Below are 14314 nucleotides of genomic sequence, written 5' to 3'. Positions count from 1 at the left end.
TTCCGTCCAAGACGCAGATCCATCTCGCTCAGGGTCGCCCTTCGGGGCGGCCCTGAGTGCTGTTCCGCCGCGGCATGCCCAGCCCCACCGACGGCTTGTTCTCCGGACCGGCCTCGTGCCAGCGGGCCCAGGCGTCCCCGCCGGCTGTCCGCCGCACGTTGGTCACCGCGCCGTCGGCGTTCAGGTGGTGCGGCGCCGCGTGGGTGATCTCGACCTCAGCCAGATCGCCGGGGCGCGGACGCTCCATGCCTTCGGGAATGGTCACGTGGACAAGCCGGTTGTCGCGGGCGCGTCCGGACAGGCGGTTCGTCGCGGCGTCCTTGCGGCCCTCCCCGTCGGCGAACAAGACCTCGACGGCCCGGCCCTCGAAGCGCCTGTTCTCCGACCAGGCGATGTCGGCGACGAGCTCGACGAGGCGCTCGTACCGCTCCTGGACGACCTCCTTCGGCACCTGGTTCGGCATGGTGGCCGCAGGTGTGCCGGCGCGGATCGAGTACTGGAAGGTGAACGCGGCGGCGAACCGGCTGGCGCGCACGACGCTCAAGGTGTCCTCGAAGTCGGCATCGGTCTCTCCGGGGAAGCCGACGATGATGTCGGTGGTGATGGCGGCCTCCGGCATGGCGGCGCGCACCCGGTCGAGGATGCCGAGGAACCGCTCGCTGCGGTAGGAGCGGCGCATGGCCCGCAGGACGGCGTCCGACCCGGACTGCAACGGCATGTGCAGGCTGGGCATCACGTTCGGCGTCTCGGCCATGGCGGCGATGACGTCGTCGGTGAACGCCGCCGGGTGGGGCGAGGTGAACCGGACGCGCTCGAGCCCGTCCACCTCACCGCACGCACGCAGGAGCTTGCCGAAGGCGAACCGGTCGCCGAACTCGACGCCGTAGCTGTTGACGTTCTGGCCGAGCAGGGTGATCTCCTGGACGCCGTCGGCGACGAGCGCCCGCACCTCGGCGAGGATGTCGCCCGGACGCCGGTCGGCCTCCTTGCCGCGCAACTGCGGCACGATGCAGAACGTGCACGTGTTGTTGCAGCCGACCGAGATGCTGACCCAGGCGGCGTACGGCGATTCGCGGCGTGTGGGCAGCGTGGACGGGAACCGGGTCAGCGCCTCTTCGATCTCGACCTGGGATGCCTGCTCGATGCGGGCGCGCTCGAGCAGCACCGGCAGGGAGCCGATGTTGTGGGTGCCGAAGACCACATCGACCCACGGGGCGCGGGCGACGACCGTCTCGCGGTCCTTCTGCGCCATGCACCCCCCCACGGCGATCTGCATCGCCGGGTTCGCCACCTTCTCGGGCCGCAGGTGGCCGAGATTGCCGTAGAGACGGTTGTCGGCGTTCTCACGCACGGCGCACGTGTTGAAGACCACGATGTCGCCGCGGGACGCCTCAGGCGCGCGCACATAGCCCGCATCCTCGAGCAGCCCCGAGATGCGCTCGGAGTCGTGGACGTTCATCTGACACCCGTAGGTGATGACCTCGTACGTGCGAGGCGTGGCGTGCGTAGTCATGTCGACGGGCGAGTCTACCGGCCGCACGAGCGGGAGCGACATCGCGACGAAAGCCCTTGCGAGAAGCGCCTGGCCCCGCGAGGGTGGAGGCCAACCGACAGGAGACCACCATGACCGACCTCCCGGGCGCCGCGCACTTCGACCAGCGCGCCGAACCCACCATGGAACAGGCCGCCGAGGACCCCTCGCTGCACCACCCCGCCGAGATCGACGACCTCACCGGGCGGCGTCCCCTCCACGGGCAGGGCGGCACCGAGCCCACGGCCGAGCCGGATGACGCCGTCGATCCCGTGCCCGATGCGGGTGAGCACGACCTGTCCCACAAGGACTCCGCCGAGATCGCTGAGGACGTCACCCAGGGCTGACGACGCCGGATTCCCGGGTATCGTCGATCCCCTCGACAACCTCGCTCACCACGCGATGACACAGGCCGGGTGAGAACCCGCGCCGAGCCAGAGCGCCGGCGAGGCGGCGGTAGCGGACGTGCGGCTCGAGGTTGCCCATGGAGCGCACCTTCTTCTGCGCCAGCGCGAGCGCGGCCGCATGATCGGAGTCGTCGTCGGTGCCGGCCAGCGCCTCGTCGATCACCTCGGTGTCGACGCCTTTCGCGCGCAACTCCTGCTTGAGGGCCCGCGTCGACTTCATGCGGCGCTGCTGCCCCTCCACCCACAGGCTCGCGAACTGGGCGTCGTCGATGAGCCCTACCTCGGTGAAGCGGTCGAGGACGCCCTCGGCCACCTCCCCTGGCACGCCCTTGCGGGCCATGGCCTGCGCCAGTTCCGCCCGCGACCGGGCCCTGACCTCCAGAAGGCGCAGCGCGATCTCGCGCGCCACGGACTCCTGGTCGGCCTCGGGCTGGTCGTCGAGCAGGCCTTCCGGCTCCTCGCGGCCGGCCCGGCGGCGCCCGGACACCGTGGGCGTCAGAAGACCACCTCGCCGGTGACCGGATCGATGCCCTCAGGCACCTCGGTGGGATCGGCCGCCGCGCCGTCGGCCTTCACGCCGATGCCGAGCTTGGTCTTGATGCGCTGTTCGATCTCGTTGGCCACCTCGGGGTTGCGCTTGAGGTAGTTTCGGGCGTTCTCCTTGCCCTGGCCGAGCTGATCGCCCTCGTAGGTGAACCAGGCGCCCGCCTTGCGGATGATGCCTTCGTCGACGCCCAGATCGATCAGGCTGCCCTCACGGCTGATGCCGTGACCGTAAAGGATGTCGAACTCGGCCTGCTTGAACGGCGGCGCCACCTTGTTCTTCACGACCTTGACGCGCGTGCGGTTGCCGACCATCTCGGTGCCGTCCTTGAGCGTCTCGATGCGGCGCACGTCGAGCCGGACCGAGCTGTAGAACTTGAGCGCGCGGCCACCGGTGGTGGTCTCGGGCGAGCCGAACATCACGCCGATCTTCTCGCGCAGCTGGTTGATGAAGATGGCCGTGGTGCCCGCACCGGAGAGCGCGCCTGTCATCTTGCGGAGCGCCTGACTCATGAGGCGGGCCTGCAGACCCACGTGGCTGTCGCCCATCTCACCCTCGATCTCGGCGCGCGGGGTGAGCGCGGCCACCGAGTCGATGACGATCAGGGCCAGGGCGCCGGAACGCACCAGCATGTCGGCGATCTCGAGCGCCTGCTCGCCGTTGTCGGGCTGGCTGACGAGGAGGGCGTCCGTGTCGACCCCCAGCTTGGCCGCGTACTCGGGATCGAGCGCGTGCTCGGCGTCGATGAACGCGCAGATGCCGCCCGCCGCCTGGGCGTTGGCGATGGCGTGCAGGGCCACCGTGGTCTTCCCCGAGGATTCCGGACCGTAGATCTCCACCACGCGGCCACGCGGCAGGCCGCCGATGCCGAGCGCCACGTCGAGCGTGATCGACCCCGTGGGAATCACCTCGATCGGCTGCCGGGTCTCCTCGCCCAGCCGCATCACCGAACCCTTGCCGTGCGCCTTCTCGATCTGCGCCAGCGCCGCCTCGAGGGCCTTCTCGCGATCCGCAACCGCCATCGTCGTCTCCTTCGTTCCGCCCACCGCGTGGACCTCGTGGGAGCCAGCTCCCGTGTCACCGTTCACATTAGGCATCGGCTCCGACAATCCGTCATCGTGTTGACGCCGGTCTGGATTCGCGACCCTGTCCGTGTGGACGTGACCCACAGTACCGAACACGTGTTCGAAGCCCAACCGACACGCCCGCGTGTCGCGAACCGGTCACCTCGTGAAAGGGTCCGGGCACTCAGCGCTCGGAGGCCGGCAGGTCCAGGAAGGCCCACGCCGCGCGCCAGACCGACTGTGCACCGAGCCCGGCGGCAAGACCCTCCACGACGGTGCGCCCACCGAGGTCGGGCAAGGCGGTGTGTTCGGCCCACTGGCGGGCGTACGCGCGCCCCAGGTGCGCCTCGAGACGGCGCCAGAGTTCGGTTTCGCGCACGCGTTCAGGCCGCAGCCTGCGGCGTCCGCAACGGCAGCGGGGTGACGGTGGCGTGGGCCTCGACGCGGTCGCTGACGAGACGCAGCACGTCGGCCAGCGGCACGTCGAGCGCGCCGCAGATGGCGTTCAGCAGTTCGCTGGACGCCTCCTTCTGGCCGCGCTCGACCTCGCTCAGGTAACCCAACGACACCCGGGCCTCACCGGAGACCTCGCGGAGGGTCTTCGCCGACGACATGCGCAGCTCGCGCAGCGTCTCGCCCAGCATCTCGCGCATGAGCACAGCCACGGCCCCCCCTCTCGATTCCGGATGCCAGCGCATGCCCCAACGCCCGCCGGCCCGATGTTGTTCCCGACCCTACACGGGGGCGAGGGCGCCGAGGAGCAGTTTGAGCGCGGCGTCGACTGTCTGCGTGCGAATCGCCGCCCGGTCACCCTCGAACTGGTAGCGCTCCACGCGCGTGACCGGCTCCAGCGACGGGATCACCGGCCCGCGGACGCACACGTACACCTCGCCCGCCTCGTGCCCGTCCTGCGGCGTCGGCCCCGCCACGCCCGTCACGGCGACCACCCAGTCGGCGTCCGTGCGTTCCTGCAGGCCGACCGCCATGGCGAGGGCGACCTCCTCGCTGATGACGCTCACGCGGTCGATCAGCTCGTCCGACACGCCCAGCAGGTCGGTCTTCAGGCGGCTGGCGTAGGCGATGGTGCCACCCAGATAGGTCCGGGACGCCCCCGGCACGCCCGTCAGCGTGGCCCCGATGAGGCCCCCGGTGAGGGACTCGGCGGTGGCGAGGCTCAGGGTCCGTTCGGTCATCACGGTGATGACCCGTTCAGCGAGGTCGCTCATCGGTCCTCCCCCGGGTGTTCGGCCAAGTAGCGGGCCCGCAGCTTCGCGGCCTCACGCAGGTAGTCGAGCCCGGTCACGACGGTCAGCACGAACGCCACGATCATCGCTGCCCACGCGATCCAGCCCCACCACACGGGCAGGAACGCCAGCCCGGGGAGGAACATGATGATCGCCACGGACTGCATGACCGTCTTCAACTTGCCGCCCCGGTTGGCGGCCATCACGCCGTACTTGATGATCGCCCACCGCAGGGCCGTGATGCCCCACTCGCGCACGAGGATGATGAGGGTGATCCACCACGGCAGTTCGCCCAGGATGCTGAGCCCGATGAACGCCATGCCGGTGATGGCCTTGTCGGCGATCGGGTCCCACAGCTTGCCGAAGTCGGTGACGAGGTTGTACTTGCGGGCGATCTTGCCGTCCACCGCGTCGGTCGCGATCGCGATGACGAAGATCGCCGTCGAGAGCCACCGCATCACCGGGTCGGTGGGGAACGCGAGCAACACCCAGCCGAACAGGGGCACCATCACGAGCCGCAGGCCCGTGAGGATGTTTGGCACGTTCCAATTGCTGGGCTTGGCGGCCCCGGCGCCCGTGGTCACAACGCACCCTCCTCCACAGCGACGAGGTCGACACCGTCCGACGCGACGACCCTACCCCACACGAGATCGCCCACCGACAGACGCGCGGCGGCGTCCTGCAGGTACGTCGACCCGTCCACCTCCGGCCCCTGGTGGGCGGAGCGACCGACTGCGTCCCCACCCTCGTGGGCCTCGACGAGGATCTGCACCCGCTCCCCCACGCGCTCGGCGGCGCAGGCGTCGACGAGCTCGACGGCGAGGTCGTTGACCCGCTCGAAGCGGGCGGCGATCGCGTCGGTGTCCACGTGACCGGCGAGGCCTGCCGCCTCGGTGCCCTCCTCGTCGGAGTAGGCGAAGACGCCGAGGGCGTCCAGCCGGGCCGCCTCGACGAAGTCGACGAGGACGTCCACGTCGGCGTCCGTCTCGCCGGGGAAGCCGACGATCACGTTGCTCCGGACGCCCGCCTCCGGCCTGAGATGCCGGATGCGGTCGAGCAGGGCGAGGAACGAGTCGGGGTCGCCGAAGCGGCGCATGCGCCGCAGGACCGCCGGCGCGGCGTGCTGGAACGACAGGTCGAAGTAGGGAACGACCTTGTCGAGCGAGCACATGGTCTCCACCAGGCCGGGGCGGATCTCGGCCGGCTGCAGGTAACTCACGCGGATCCACACGAGGCCGTCGACCCGGTCGAGCTCGCGCAGCAGGCGCTCGAGCGCGGCCAACTCGCCCAGGTCCTTGCCGTAGGAGGAGGTGTTCTCGCTCACGAGGAACGCCTCCTTCACGCCGGTCTCAACCAGCGCGCGCACCTCGGCCACCACGTCCTCGACCGGCCGGCTGAGGAACGAGCCCCGGAAGCTCGGGATGGCGCAGAACGCGCAGCGCCGGTCACAGCCCGAGGCGATCTTCACCGGCGCCGACGGCCCGCCGTGCAGCCGGCGGCGCACCGGGCGCGGGCCGCCGAGGCCCGGCACGGAGATGTCGGACGCCGCCGCTCGCCGCGCTGCCGGTGCGAGCGGCAGCAGCCGGCGGCGGTCGGTGGGCGTGTGCGCCTCGACGTGGGCGCCGGCCATGATGAGGCGGAGCCGCTGGTCGATGTCGGCGTAGGAGTCGAACCCGAGCACCGCGTCCGCCTCGGGGAGGGCCTCGGCGAGCTCGCGGCCGTAGCGCTCGGCGAGGCAGCCGACAGCCACCACGCGTTGGGTGGGCCCCGATCCCTTGAGGTCGGCGGCGGCGAGCACCGTGTCAATGGAGTCCTTCTTCGCTGACTCGATGAAGCCGCACGTGTTCACGACGATCGCCTCGGCGTCCGCCGGCTCCTCGACGAGGGCGAACCCGCCGGCCTCGAGGCGTCCGGCCAACTCGTCGGAGTCGACCTCGTTGCGTGCGCAGCCGAGGGAGACGATGTGGACGCGGGTCTGGGTCACCCGCCAAGGCTAGCCGAGGCGTCCCTCACCCATGACCCGCGCCGGTCCGCGCCGTGGCGCGCCAGGCCGGGCAGAGGAGGCGTCCGGAAGTGTCACGGCAAGAACACCCCCTTGAGCGTGACATGCCGAAACGGCATCTCCCGCCCAGCGCCTCCGGCCGGGGCGAACTCAGCCCTCGGCGAGGTTCGCGAGGACCTCGTCGAGGTCATCCGGCTTCACGAGGACCTCGCGCGGCTTGGAGCCCTCCGAGGGGCCCACGATGCCGCGGGTCTCGAGGATGTCCATGAGGCGTCCGGCCTTGGCGAAGCCCACGCGCAGCTTGCGCTGCAGCATCGACGTCGACCCCAGCTGCAGGTTGACCACGAGTTGCGCCGCTTCGAGGACGAGCTCGAGGTCGTCGCCGATGTCCTCGGCGACCTTCGTCGACTCCTGGGGTGCCGCGACGTCCTCGCGGTACTGCGGGGCGAGCTGCTCGGTGACGTGCTTCACGACCTGGCGGATCTCCGCCTCGGTCACCCACGCGCCCTGCACGCGGACCGGCTTGGAGGCTCCCATCGGCAGGAACAAACCGTCGCCCTGGCCGACGAGCTTCTCGGCGCCCGGCTGGTCGAGGATGACGCGGCTGTCGGTCATCGACGACGTGGCGAACGCCAGCCGGCTCGGGACGTTGGCCTTGATCAGGCCGGTGACCACGTCGGTGGACGGCCGCTGCGTGGCCAGCACCAGGTGGATGCCCGCCGCGCGGGCGAGCTGCGTGATGCGGACGATCGAGTCCTCGACGTCGCGCGGGGCGACCATCATGAGGTCGGCCAGCTCGTCGACGATCACGAGCAGGTACGGGTAGGGGGCGAGCACCCGCTCGGAGCCCGGCGGCACCTTGAGCGCCCCGGACCGGACCGCCTTGTTGAAGTCGTCGATGTGGCGGAACCCGAAGGCGGCGAGGTCGTCGTAGCGGGCGTCCATCTCGCGGCACACCCACTGCAGCGCCTCGGCGGCCTTCTTCGGATTCGTGATGATCGGCGTGACCAGGTGCGGGATGCCCTCGTAGTGCGTCAGCTCGACGCGCTTCGGATCGACGAGGAGCATGCGCACCTCGTCGGGCGTCGACCGCATGAGCAGGCTCGTGATCATCGAGTTCACGAAGCTCGACTTGCCCGAACCGGTCGCACCGGCCACGAGCAGGTGGGGCATCTTCGCCATGTTGGCGAGCACGTAGCCGCCCTCGACATCCTTGCCGAGGCCCACGGTCATCGGGTGGTGGTCGTTGCGCGCCCGGTTCGAGCGCAGCACGTCGCCGAGGCTCACGATCTCCTTGTCGGCGTTCGGGATCTCGACGCCGATCGCGGACTTGCCCGGGATGGGGCTGAGGATGCGGACGTCCGCCGACGCCACCGCGTACGCGATGTTGCGGCCCAGCGCCGTCACCTTCTCGACCTTCACCCCCGTGCCCAACTCGACCTCGTAGCGAGTCACCGTCGGGCCGCGCGTGTAACCGGTCACCTTCGCGTCGATGCCGAACTGCTCGAACACCTCCGCGAGGCTGCTCACGATGGCATCGGACGCCGCCGTGCGCGCCTTGGGTGCCGTCCCCGCCTTGAGCACGCCGGGTTCCGGCAGGACGTACTGGACGTCGCCCGTGAGGACCAACTGCTCCGCGCGCAGCGGCTCGTTGGAGTGTTCGGGCGGCTGGAGATCCTTCGGCTCGTCGACCGTGACCGCGCCCGGCGCCTTGCCTGCTGTGACCGGCGCCCTGGGCTCGTCCGGCACCACTTCGCCGGGGACCACGTCGGCGTCCTCGACGTCGTAGGCCTCGTCGGGCTCTTCGAGCAGCGGGGTGTCGTAGGCCTCGTCCACGCCGTAGGTGAGTTCGGACCGTTCGGGACGCTGCGGGAGCCGTGCGCGGAGGGCGGCCAGTCGCTCCGGGAACTCGCGCAGCGGAATGCCGGTGATCACGAGCAGACCGAACACGCTGACGAGGACGAGCAGCGGCATCGCCACCCACACCGTGAGCAGATCGGCCAGGAACGAACTGGAGATGAAACCGAGCACGCCGCCGGCGGCCTGCAGACGCTCGGGCTCGGTCGGCGACGGGATGTCCTTGGCGATGGAGACGAGCCCGAGGACGCCGAGGGCGAGGGTCAACCAGCCGACGGGCTGGCGTCCGGCCGGGCCGTTGGCCTCGGGGTCGCGCAGCGTCCGGAAGGCGAGGGCGAAGCATGCGAGCGGCACGACGACGGACGCCGCGCCGACGATGGTGGCGACACCGACGCGGACGGCGTCCCCGAAGGCGCCCGGCAGCATGAACCAGAAGGCGGCCGCGATCACGACGCCGAGGGCGACGAGCGCGAGGCCCGTTCCGTCGCGGCGCCGCTCGGGATCCAGCGAGCGCACGCCGGAGCCGAGGCTGCGGACCATCGTGCCGAGCAGGTGGGCGAGGCCCATCCACACGGCTCGGACTCCGCGGCCGACGGCCGCCAAGAACGCAGCGAAACCACCACCGCCGGACTTCTTCGCCGGGGTGCGCTTGGACTTGGAGTTGCTTCGGCCACGAGAAGACGTCGAACCAGACGCGTTCGATCGGCTCCGCGTGGGGGAAGACGCGCGGGTCGCCATGGACGGGAGCCTAACAAGGGCTCCCGACGCGGTCGAGCGACCACGCCGGGGCCCTGGGGGTGGGCGTCACGCCTCGGGGTAAGTGATGCCCTCGGACTCGTTGAGGTGGAACACGACCGTCTTGCTGTTGAGCACCATGCCGAGGCCGTCGTCCTCGGCGAAGATCGTGTAGCCGTTGGCGGCGAACATCTGGCCGTCCTCGAGGGTCTTCGTGTTCGGCAGCCAGAAGACACCCTCGGTGCCGCACGTGGACACGACCTGGCCGGCGGTGTCGAACGTGATGAACGGGGCCATGAAGTCGGGATCCTTGCCGCAGTCGAGCATCTGGGGCACCTCGAACTTCGACTGGCAGCCGGCGGCCACCGTGCCGGTCGGCGCGGAGAACACCCCACAGGCCACCGTGCCGGCGGAATTCTGCGCCACCCAGCCGCCGACTCCGGCCAGTTCGACGGCCTGGAAGTCCTCGGCTGGCACCGTGGTGAACTCCGGGTGCCCCGGAACGCTGGCCTCATCGCTCGGCGTCATGCCGGGCGAGGATGCCGCCGTGGTGGGGCTGGACGTGGTGGGGGTGGTGGAGGCCGGGCTCGTGGAGGCCGGCGTGGTGGCGGGGGTCGTCCCGGACGGGGACGTAGTGGCGCTGGGCAACTGGGCGCAGGCGGCCAGGGTCAGCGCGGCGAGGGAGAGACCGGTCAAGACGGTGACGGAACGGCGGATGATCATCTCAGATTCCTTCCTTGGAACCCGGACCGGAGGGAGCGGGTGACCTCCTGCACAGGATTGTCACATGCACTACGGATGAGCAGGCCGCGAAGTTGCCACATCTTCGGGGCATCCCGATGGCGCAAACGCTCCCCGTCGTCAGAAGTGACGCCACCCCGGCGCGTCCGAACCCGCCCACGGGGCGCCGTCGACGGTGACCAGGGTCTCGACAGGCTCGACCAACTCAGGCTCGACCGACGGGAGGACGCGGCCGATGACGGTCCACCCCGGGGGCACGGTACCGGGCGGGAAGGTGCCGAGGAGGGCGTGGTCCTCGCCGCCGGTGAGGATGTAGGTGAGCGGGTCTCCCCCACCGATCGCCGCGGCGACGGTCTTCTGGGCCTCGTTGACGTCGAAGGCCGCGCTGTCGAGGTCGATCCGCACACCGGACGCCGCCGCGACGTGTCCGAGGTCGGCAAGGGGTCCGTCGGAGCAGTCGATGAGGCTCGTCGCCCCCGCGTCGTGCGCCACGATTCCTTGGCCGTACGGCACCTCGGGCACCCGCTGCGCCCGCACGACGGCGCCGGGCGACCGGAAGCCCCGCGCCAACACGGCCAGCCCCGCCGCAGCCATCCCGAAGCGGCCCACGGCGGCCACCACGTCGCCCGGGCGCGCACCCGAGCGGAGCAGCGGCGTCCGGCCCTGGAGATCGCCGAGAACGGTGACGGCCACCACGATCTTGTCCCCCCGGGTGATGTCGCCGCCCAGGAGCACCGCCCCGGCGAGTCCGCACTCCTCCTCGACGCCCCGGGCGAACTCGGTCGCCCAGTCGGCAGGGGTGTCGGCCGGGCAGGTGAGCGCGACCACGACGCCCACCGGGCGAGCGCCCAGGGCCTCAAGGTCGGCCAGCGCCGAACCGGCGGCGCGGCGTCCGACATCGTGGGGACCCGACCAGACCCGCTTGAAGTGGACGTCCTCCACCATCGCGTCCGTGCTCACCGCCACGTCTCCGGACGGGGTGAACACGGCGGCGTCGTCGCCGGGGCCCACGCCGACGGCGTCCGACCCCCGCAAGCCGGCCGTGATCACGCTGATCAGGCCGAACTCCCCGAGGTCTGCGACCGTGCGAGCCGCCATCAGCGCAGCCCGGTCGGCCGGTGGACGGCCAACTCGATCAGCTCGGCGATGAGGTCGGGGTAGGACAGGCCGGACGCCTCCCACAGCTTCGGGTACATCGACAGGTAGGTGAAGCCGGGCATCGTGTTGAGCTCGTTGACGAAGACCTCTTCGTCGGGCGTCACGAACAGATCCACCCGGGCGAGACCCTCCGAACCCAACGCGCGGAACGTGCGCGCGGCGATCTTCTGGACGCGCGCCAGCAGCGTGTCGGACACGTGGGCCGGAATGTCGAGGTCGACCTGGCCGTCGGGGGTGTACTTCGCCTCGTAGTCGTAGAAGGCATCCTCGGTGTGCATGCGGATCTCGCCGGGAAGCGACACCCGCGGGGGGCCGTCGAGACGGTCGAGCACCGCGAGCTCGATCTCGCGCGCGCCGACGAAGCCCTCCTCGACGATCACCTTCGGATCCCAGCGCAGGGCCTCCTCGACAGCCGGAGCCACGTCGGCGGGCGTCGCCGCCCGTGAGATGCCCACACTCGAGCCGCCGCGGGCGGGCTTCACGTAGACGGGGAACGCGAGCGAGTCCTCGATGCGGCGCTGGAGGCGATCGGCGTCCTCGGCCCACGTCTGCTGCGTGATCTTCACCCACGGGCAGACGGGCAGCCCGGCGGACTGGAGGGCAGCCTTCATGAGGTCCTTGTCCATGCCGTTCGCGGACGCCGCCACACCCGACCCGACGTAGCGCAGCCCGTGCATCTCGAACAGACCCTGGATGGTGCCGTCCTCACCGAAGGGTCCGTGCAACAGCGCGAAGACCACATCGAAGTCCCGGGCATCAACGAGCCGGTCGCCGTCGAGCGTGGCGACACGCCCGCCGTGCTCCGTCGGCACGAGCAGCGCCGTCGGGCGGCTCTCGTCGAGCCGCGGCAGAACACCGCCGGCAACCTCCATGGCCGCCATGTCGTCGGTCGACACCTGGACCCACCGGCCGCTCGGCGTGATACCGATGCCCACGACCCCGAAGCGGTCCGCGTCGATCGCCCGGGTGACCCCACCGGCGGTCAGGCAGGAGACGTCGTGCTCGGAGCTGACGCCCCCGAAGATGATTGCGACGCGCGTGCGCGTGGCCTCGGGCATGTGGGTTCCCTTCCGGACGAAGTGCCCTCTCAGGTTAGCGAGCCCCGCTGACGTTAGGCTCACGGCTCGTGGAAGGAACACCAACTGCGCCCGGCGCCGAGCGGCGCGGCATCACCGTCGGCCCGCCGGTGGCGGACGGCTGGCGGGTGGTGGACGACCACGGGCGGGCGTTGGTCCTGCCCGCCGGCGCGGTGGACGCCACCCTGCGCTCCCTGCGCGTCGGCCAGCGCCTCGTGGCCGAGGTGCGCGACGGCGTCATCGTCGCCGCCCGCCTGCCCTGAGCGCGCCTCACTCCCCCGACAACAGCTGGGCCACGGGCAGGCGCTGGAGGCCGAGCGCGGGCAGAAGCGCCACGAGGACGCCTGCCCCGCACGTGCCTGCGAGGATCGCCAGAGCCAGCCCCCACCAGTCGGCGGGCAGCCCACCGGTGCGGACCCCGATGGGCACGAGCGCCACGGCGATGCCCACCAGCCCGCCCAGCACGGCGATCACGAGCGCCTGGGTGACGACAGCCGCGGCGAGCATGCCCGGTCGCCACCCGGACGCGGTGAGGGAGGCGTAACTGGGGGCGTCCTCGGTGAGGCCGAGGAACAGGATCACACCCACCGCGATCAGGCCCAGCACCGCGAGCAGCACGCCGGCGACGAGGTCGGGCGTCCGCACCTGCACGGCGATCGCATCGCCCAGAAGCGTGCCGACCACGGCGCCCTGGAACAGCTGGCTGAGCACGAGCAGGAAGAACAGTGAGCCGACGCCCAGCGCCACCCCGGCCACGCCGGCGGCCAACCGGCCGGGGCGGCGTCCGATCGTGACGAGGCCGAGGCGCACCGGGCCACCGACCCGCAACAACGCGCGGCGCCCCCCGAGCACGGCCGGCGCCAGCGCGGCGACCGGGGTGAGACGGCCGGCCGACAGGGCCGCCGCCAGGCTCGCCAGGACGGTGAGCACCACGGCGACCGGGATGGCCAACGCCGCCCGGACCGGGTCGAACGCCACGCCGAGCACGCCCGTGAGCGGCCAGGCCACCAACGCTCCGAGCACCCCCGCGGCGCCGCCGATGAGCGCCGCCTCGGTGAGGAGGGCCCCGGTGATGCTCCGCCCCGGCCTGCCGGACGCCGCCAGCACCCCCCAACTCCCGCCGCCGGGCCGCGACGGACGCCCGCGCCACGACCGCGACGGTGAGCGCGGAGGAGGCGAGGATGAGCAGGAACAGCGCCATCGACTTCACGTCGAACGCCTCCACGATGGCGACGGCGACGCCCTTGGCCGTCCACGCCTCGGTGAGGTTGAGCTCGGGCACGCCGAGCGCCGAAGGCGGCAGCACGACGGTGCGCCGGGTCGTCGACGAGCCCACCGTGATGTCGACGTCGAGCCCCGTCGCCGCCTGGATGCGTTCGGCCACCAGCCGGATGCGCTCGCGGCTCGCGGCGTCCGGGCCCGTCACGTCCGCGACCCGCACCCGCACGCTCGACAACGGCGGTGTGTCCTTGATGTCGGTGTAGCGCCCGTGGGTGAAGAAGTCGAGACCGGACAGGGCGATCAACAGGGCGGGCGGATTCTGCAGGTAGCCCGCCGGATTCAGGTCCGAACGCAGCACCTCGTCGCCGAGCGCCTCCTCGGTAGCCGCATCCGCGGCACGCACGTCGGGCGCCCGATAGGTGTCCAGGGGCACCTCGCCGAGGCTGTTGGTGCGACCGATCAGCGACGGGTCGTATTTGCCGACGACGTCGAACGTGAAGACGTTGCTCGACAAAGGCCCTGCCTCGGGGGTGTGCGTGTACTCGAGCCGTTCGAGATCGCGATACGCGGTGTCGGCCAAGGCGACCGGGAACCTGTCGAAGCCGCTGCTTCCCCGGGCCCAGATGCGCGGGTCCAGTTCCCGGGTTTGGGGATGCAGGACACCGTCCGTGACGATCATCGTCGTGTCGCTCGCCCGGACGAGGGACTCGCTCGGCAACTGGTCCATGTCGCCG

At 71.1% G+C, this 14314-nt stretch carries 17 protein-coding genes; 4 read left to right on the top strand and 13 right to left on the bottom strand.

The annotated features are described in order from the left end of the window. Nucleotides 1-28: 28 nt before the first annotated feature. Complete coding sequence (miaB, locus tag Q1K57_RS01390) at nucleotides 29-1513, bottom strand: tRNA (N6-isopentenyl adenosine(37)-C2)-methylthiotransferase MiaB (RefSeq protein WP_300078112.1); 1485 nt, start codon at nucleotides 1511-1513, stop codon at nucleotides 29-31. Between the two features lie 110 nt (nucleotides 1514-1623). Between miaB and Q1K57_RS01385 the strand changes: the two genes are divergently transcribed. Next, nucleotides 1624-1878, top strand: a complete 255-nt coding sequence (locus Q1K57_RS01385) for a hypothetical protein (RefSeq protein ID WP_300078109.1) — start codon at nucleotides 1624-1626, stop codon at nucleotides 1876-1878. Here Q1K57_RS01385 and Q1K57_RS01380 read toward each other — a convergent pair. From Q1K57_RS01380 to Q1K57_RS01330, 11 genes are all read right to left on the bottom strand, one after another. Then, on the bottom strand, nucleotides 1865-2425 hold the full coding sequence (locus Q1K57_RS01380; RefSeq protein WP_300078106.1) for a regulatory protein RecX: 561 nt from the start codon (nucleotides 2423-2425) through the stop codon (nucleotides 1865-1867). The genes Q1K57_RS01385 and Q1K57_RS01380 overlap by 14 nt on opposite strands. 8 nt (nucleotides 2426-2433) lie before the next feature. After that, nucleotides 2434-3504 carry a recombinase RecA gene (gene recA / locus Q1K57_RS01375; RefSeq protein ID WP_300078103.1) on the bottom strand — a complete coding sequence of 357 codons (1071 nt, stop codon included), beginning with the start codon at nucleotides 3502-3504 and terminating at the stop codon, nucleotides 2434-2436. 226 nt (nucleotides 3505-3730) lie between these two features. Next, a complete protein-coding gene (locus Q1K57_RS01370; RefSeq protein ID WP_300078100.1) occupies nucleotides 3731-3925 on the bottom strand; it encodes a DUF3046 domain-containing protein in 195 nt (64 codons plus the stop codon). Nucleotides 3926-3929: 4 nt separating this feature from the next. After that, complete coding sequence (locus Q1K57_RS01365; RefSeq protein ID WP_300078261.1) at nucleotides 3930-4199, bottom strand: helix-turn-helix transcriptional regulator; 270 nt, start codon at nucleotides 4197-4199, stop codon at nucleotides 3930-3932. Between the two features lie 81 nt (nucleotides 4200-4280). Beyond that, the gene (locus Q1K57_RS01360; protein ID WP_300078098.1) at nucleotides 4281-4772 is read right to left on the bottom strand and encodes a CinA family protein; all 492 of its coding nucleotides are present in this window, start codon (nucleotides 4770-4772) and stop codon (nucleotides 4281-4283) included. Further along, nucleotides 4769-5374, bottom strand: coding sequence for a CDP-diacylglycerol--glycerol-3-phosphate 3-phosphatidyltransferase (pgsA, locus tag Q1K57_RS01355; protein WP_300078095.1), 606 nt, complete (start codon nucleotides 5372-5374; stop codon nucleotides 4769-4771). Before pgsA ends, Q1K57_RS01360 begins: the two co-directional genes overlap by 4 nt. Beyond that, nucleotides 5371-6774, bottom strand: coding sequence for a 30S ribosomal protein S12 methylthiotransferase RimO (gene rimO, locus Q1K57_RS01350; protein WP_300078091.1), 1404 nt, complete (start codon nucleotides 6772-6774; stop codon nucleotides 5371-5373). Before rimO ends, pgsA begins: the two co-directional genes overlap by 4 nt. 168 nt (nucleotides 6775-6942) lie before the next feature. Further along, entirely contained in the window at nucleotides 6943-9387 is a 2445-nt protein-coding gene (locus tag Q1K57_RS01345) for a DNA translocase FtsK (RefSeq protein WP_300078088.1), read from the bottom strand. Nucleotides 9388-9453: 66 nt separating this feature from the next. After that, nucleotides 9454-10107, bottom strand: coding sequence for a hypothetical protein (locus Q1K57_RS01340; RefSeq protein WP_300078085.1), 654 nt, complete (start codon nucleotides 10105-10107; stop codon nucleotides 9454-9456). Nucleotides 10108-10245: 138 nt separating this feature from the next. Further along, nucleotides 10246-11223 (bottom strand): thiamine-phosphate kinase, encoded by a 978-nt coding sequence (locus tag Q1K57_RS01335; protein ID WP_300078082.1) that lies wholly within the window; start codon nucleotides 11221-11223, stop codon nucleotides 10246-10248. Beyond that, a complete protein-coding gene (locus Q1K57_RS01330; RefSeq protein ID WP_300078079.1) occupies nucleotides 11223-12341 on the bottom strand; it encodes a D-alanine--D-alanine ligase family protein in 1119 nt (372 codons plus the stop codon). The genes Q1K57_RS01335 and Q1K57_RS01330 overlap by 1 nt, the downstream gene beginning before the upstream one ends. A 68-nt stretch (nucleotides 12342-12409) precedes the next feature. On the opposite strand from Q1K57_RS01330, the gene Q1K57_RS01325 reads away from it, so the two are divergent. After that, nucleotides 12410-12622, top strand: coding sequence for a hypothetical protein (locus tag Q1K57_RS01325; RefSeq protein ID WP_300078076.1), 213 nt, complete (start codon nucleotides 12410-12412; stop codon nucleotides 12620-12622). Nucleotides 12623-12629: 7 nt separating this feature from the next. Here the strand turns inward: Q1K57_RS01325 and Q1K57_RS01320 are convergent, their stop codons facing one another. Further along, nucleotides 12630-13466, bottom strand: a complete 837-nt coding sequence (locus Q1K57_RS01320) for a hypothetical protein (RefSeq protein ID WP_300078074.1) — start codon at nucleotides 13464-13466, stop codon at nucleotides 12630-12632. 74 nt (nucleotides 13467-13540) lie between these two features. Between Q1K57_RS01320 and Q1K57_RS01315 the strand changes: the two genes are divergently transcribed. Beyond that, complete coding sequence (locus Q1K57_RS01315; protein ID WP_300078071.1) at nucleotides 13541-13843, top strand: hypothetical protein; 303 nt, start codon at nucleotides 13541-13543, stop codon at nucleotides 13841-13843. A gap of 5 nt (nucleotides 13844-13848) precedes the next feature. Further along, on the top strand, nucleotides 13849-14314 hold a 466-nt coding region (locus tag Q1K57_RS01310), incomplete at its 3' end, for a hypothetical protein (RefSeq protein ID WP_300078068.1).

Origin of the sequence: Propioniciclava sp. (assembly GCF_029977985.1) — a bacterium.
Lineage (GTDB): Bacteria > Actinomycetota > Actinomycetes > Propionibacteriales > Propionibacteriaceae > Propioniciclava.
This window is presented reverse-complemented; position numbering and strand designations above follow the sequence as displayed.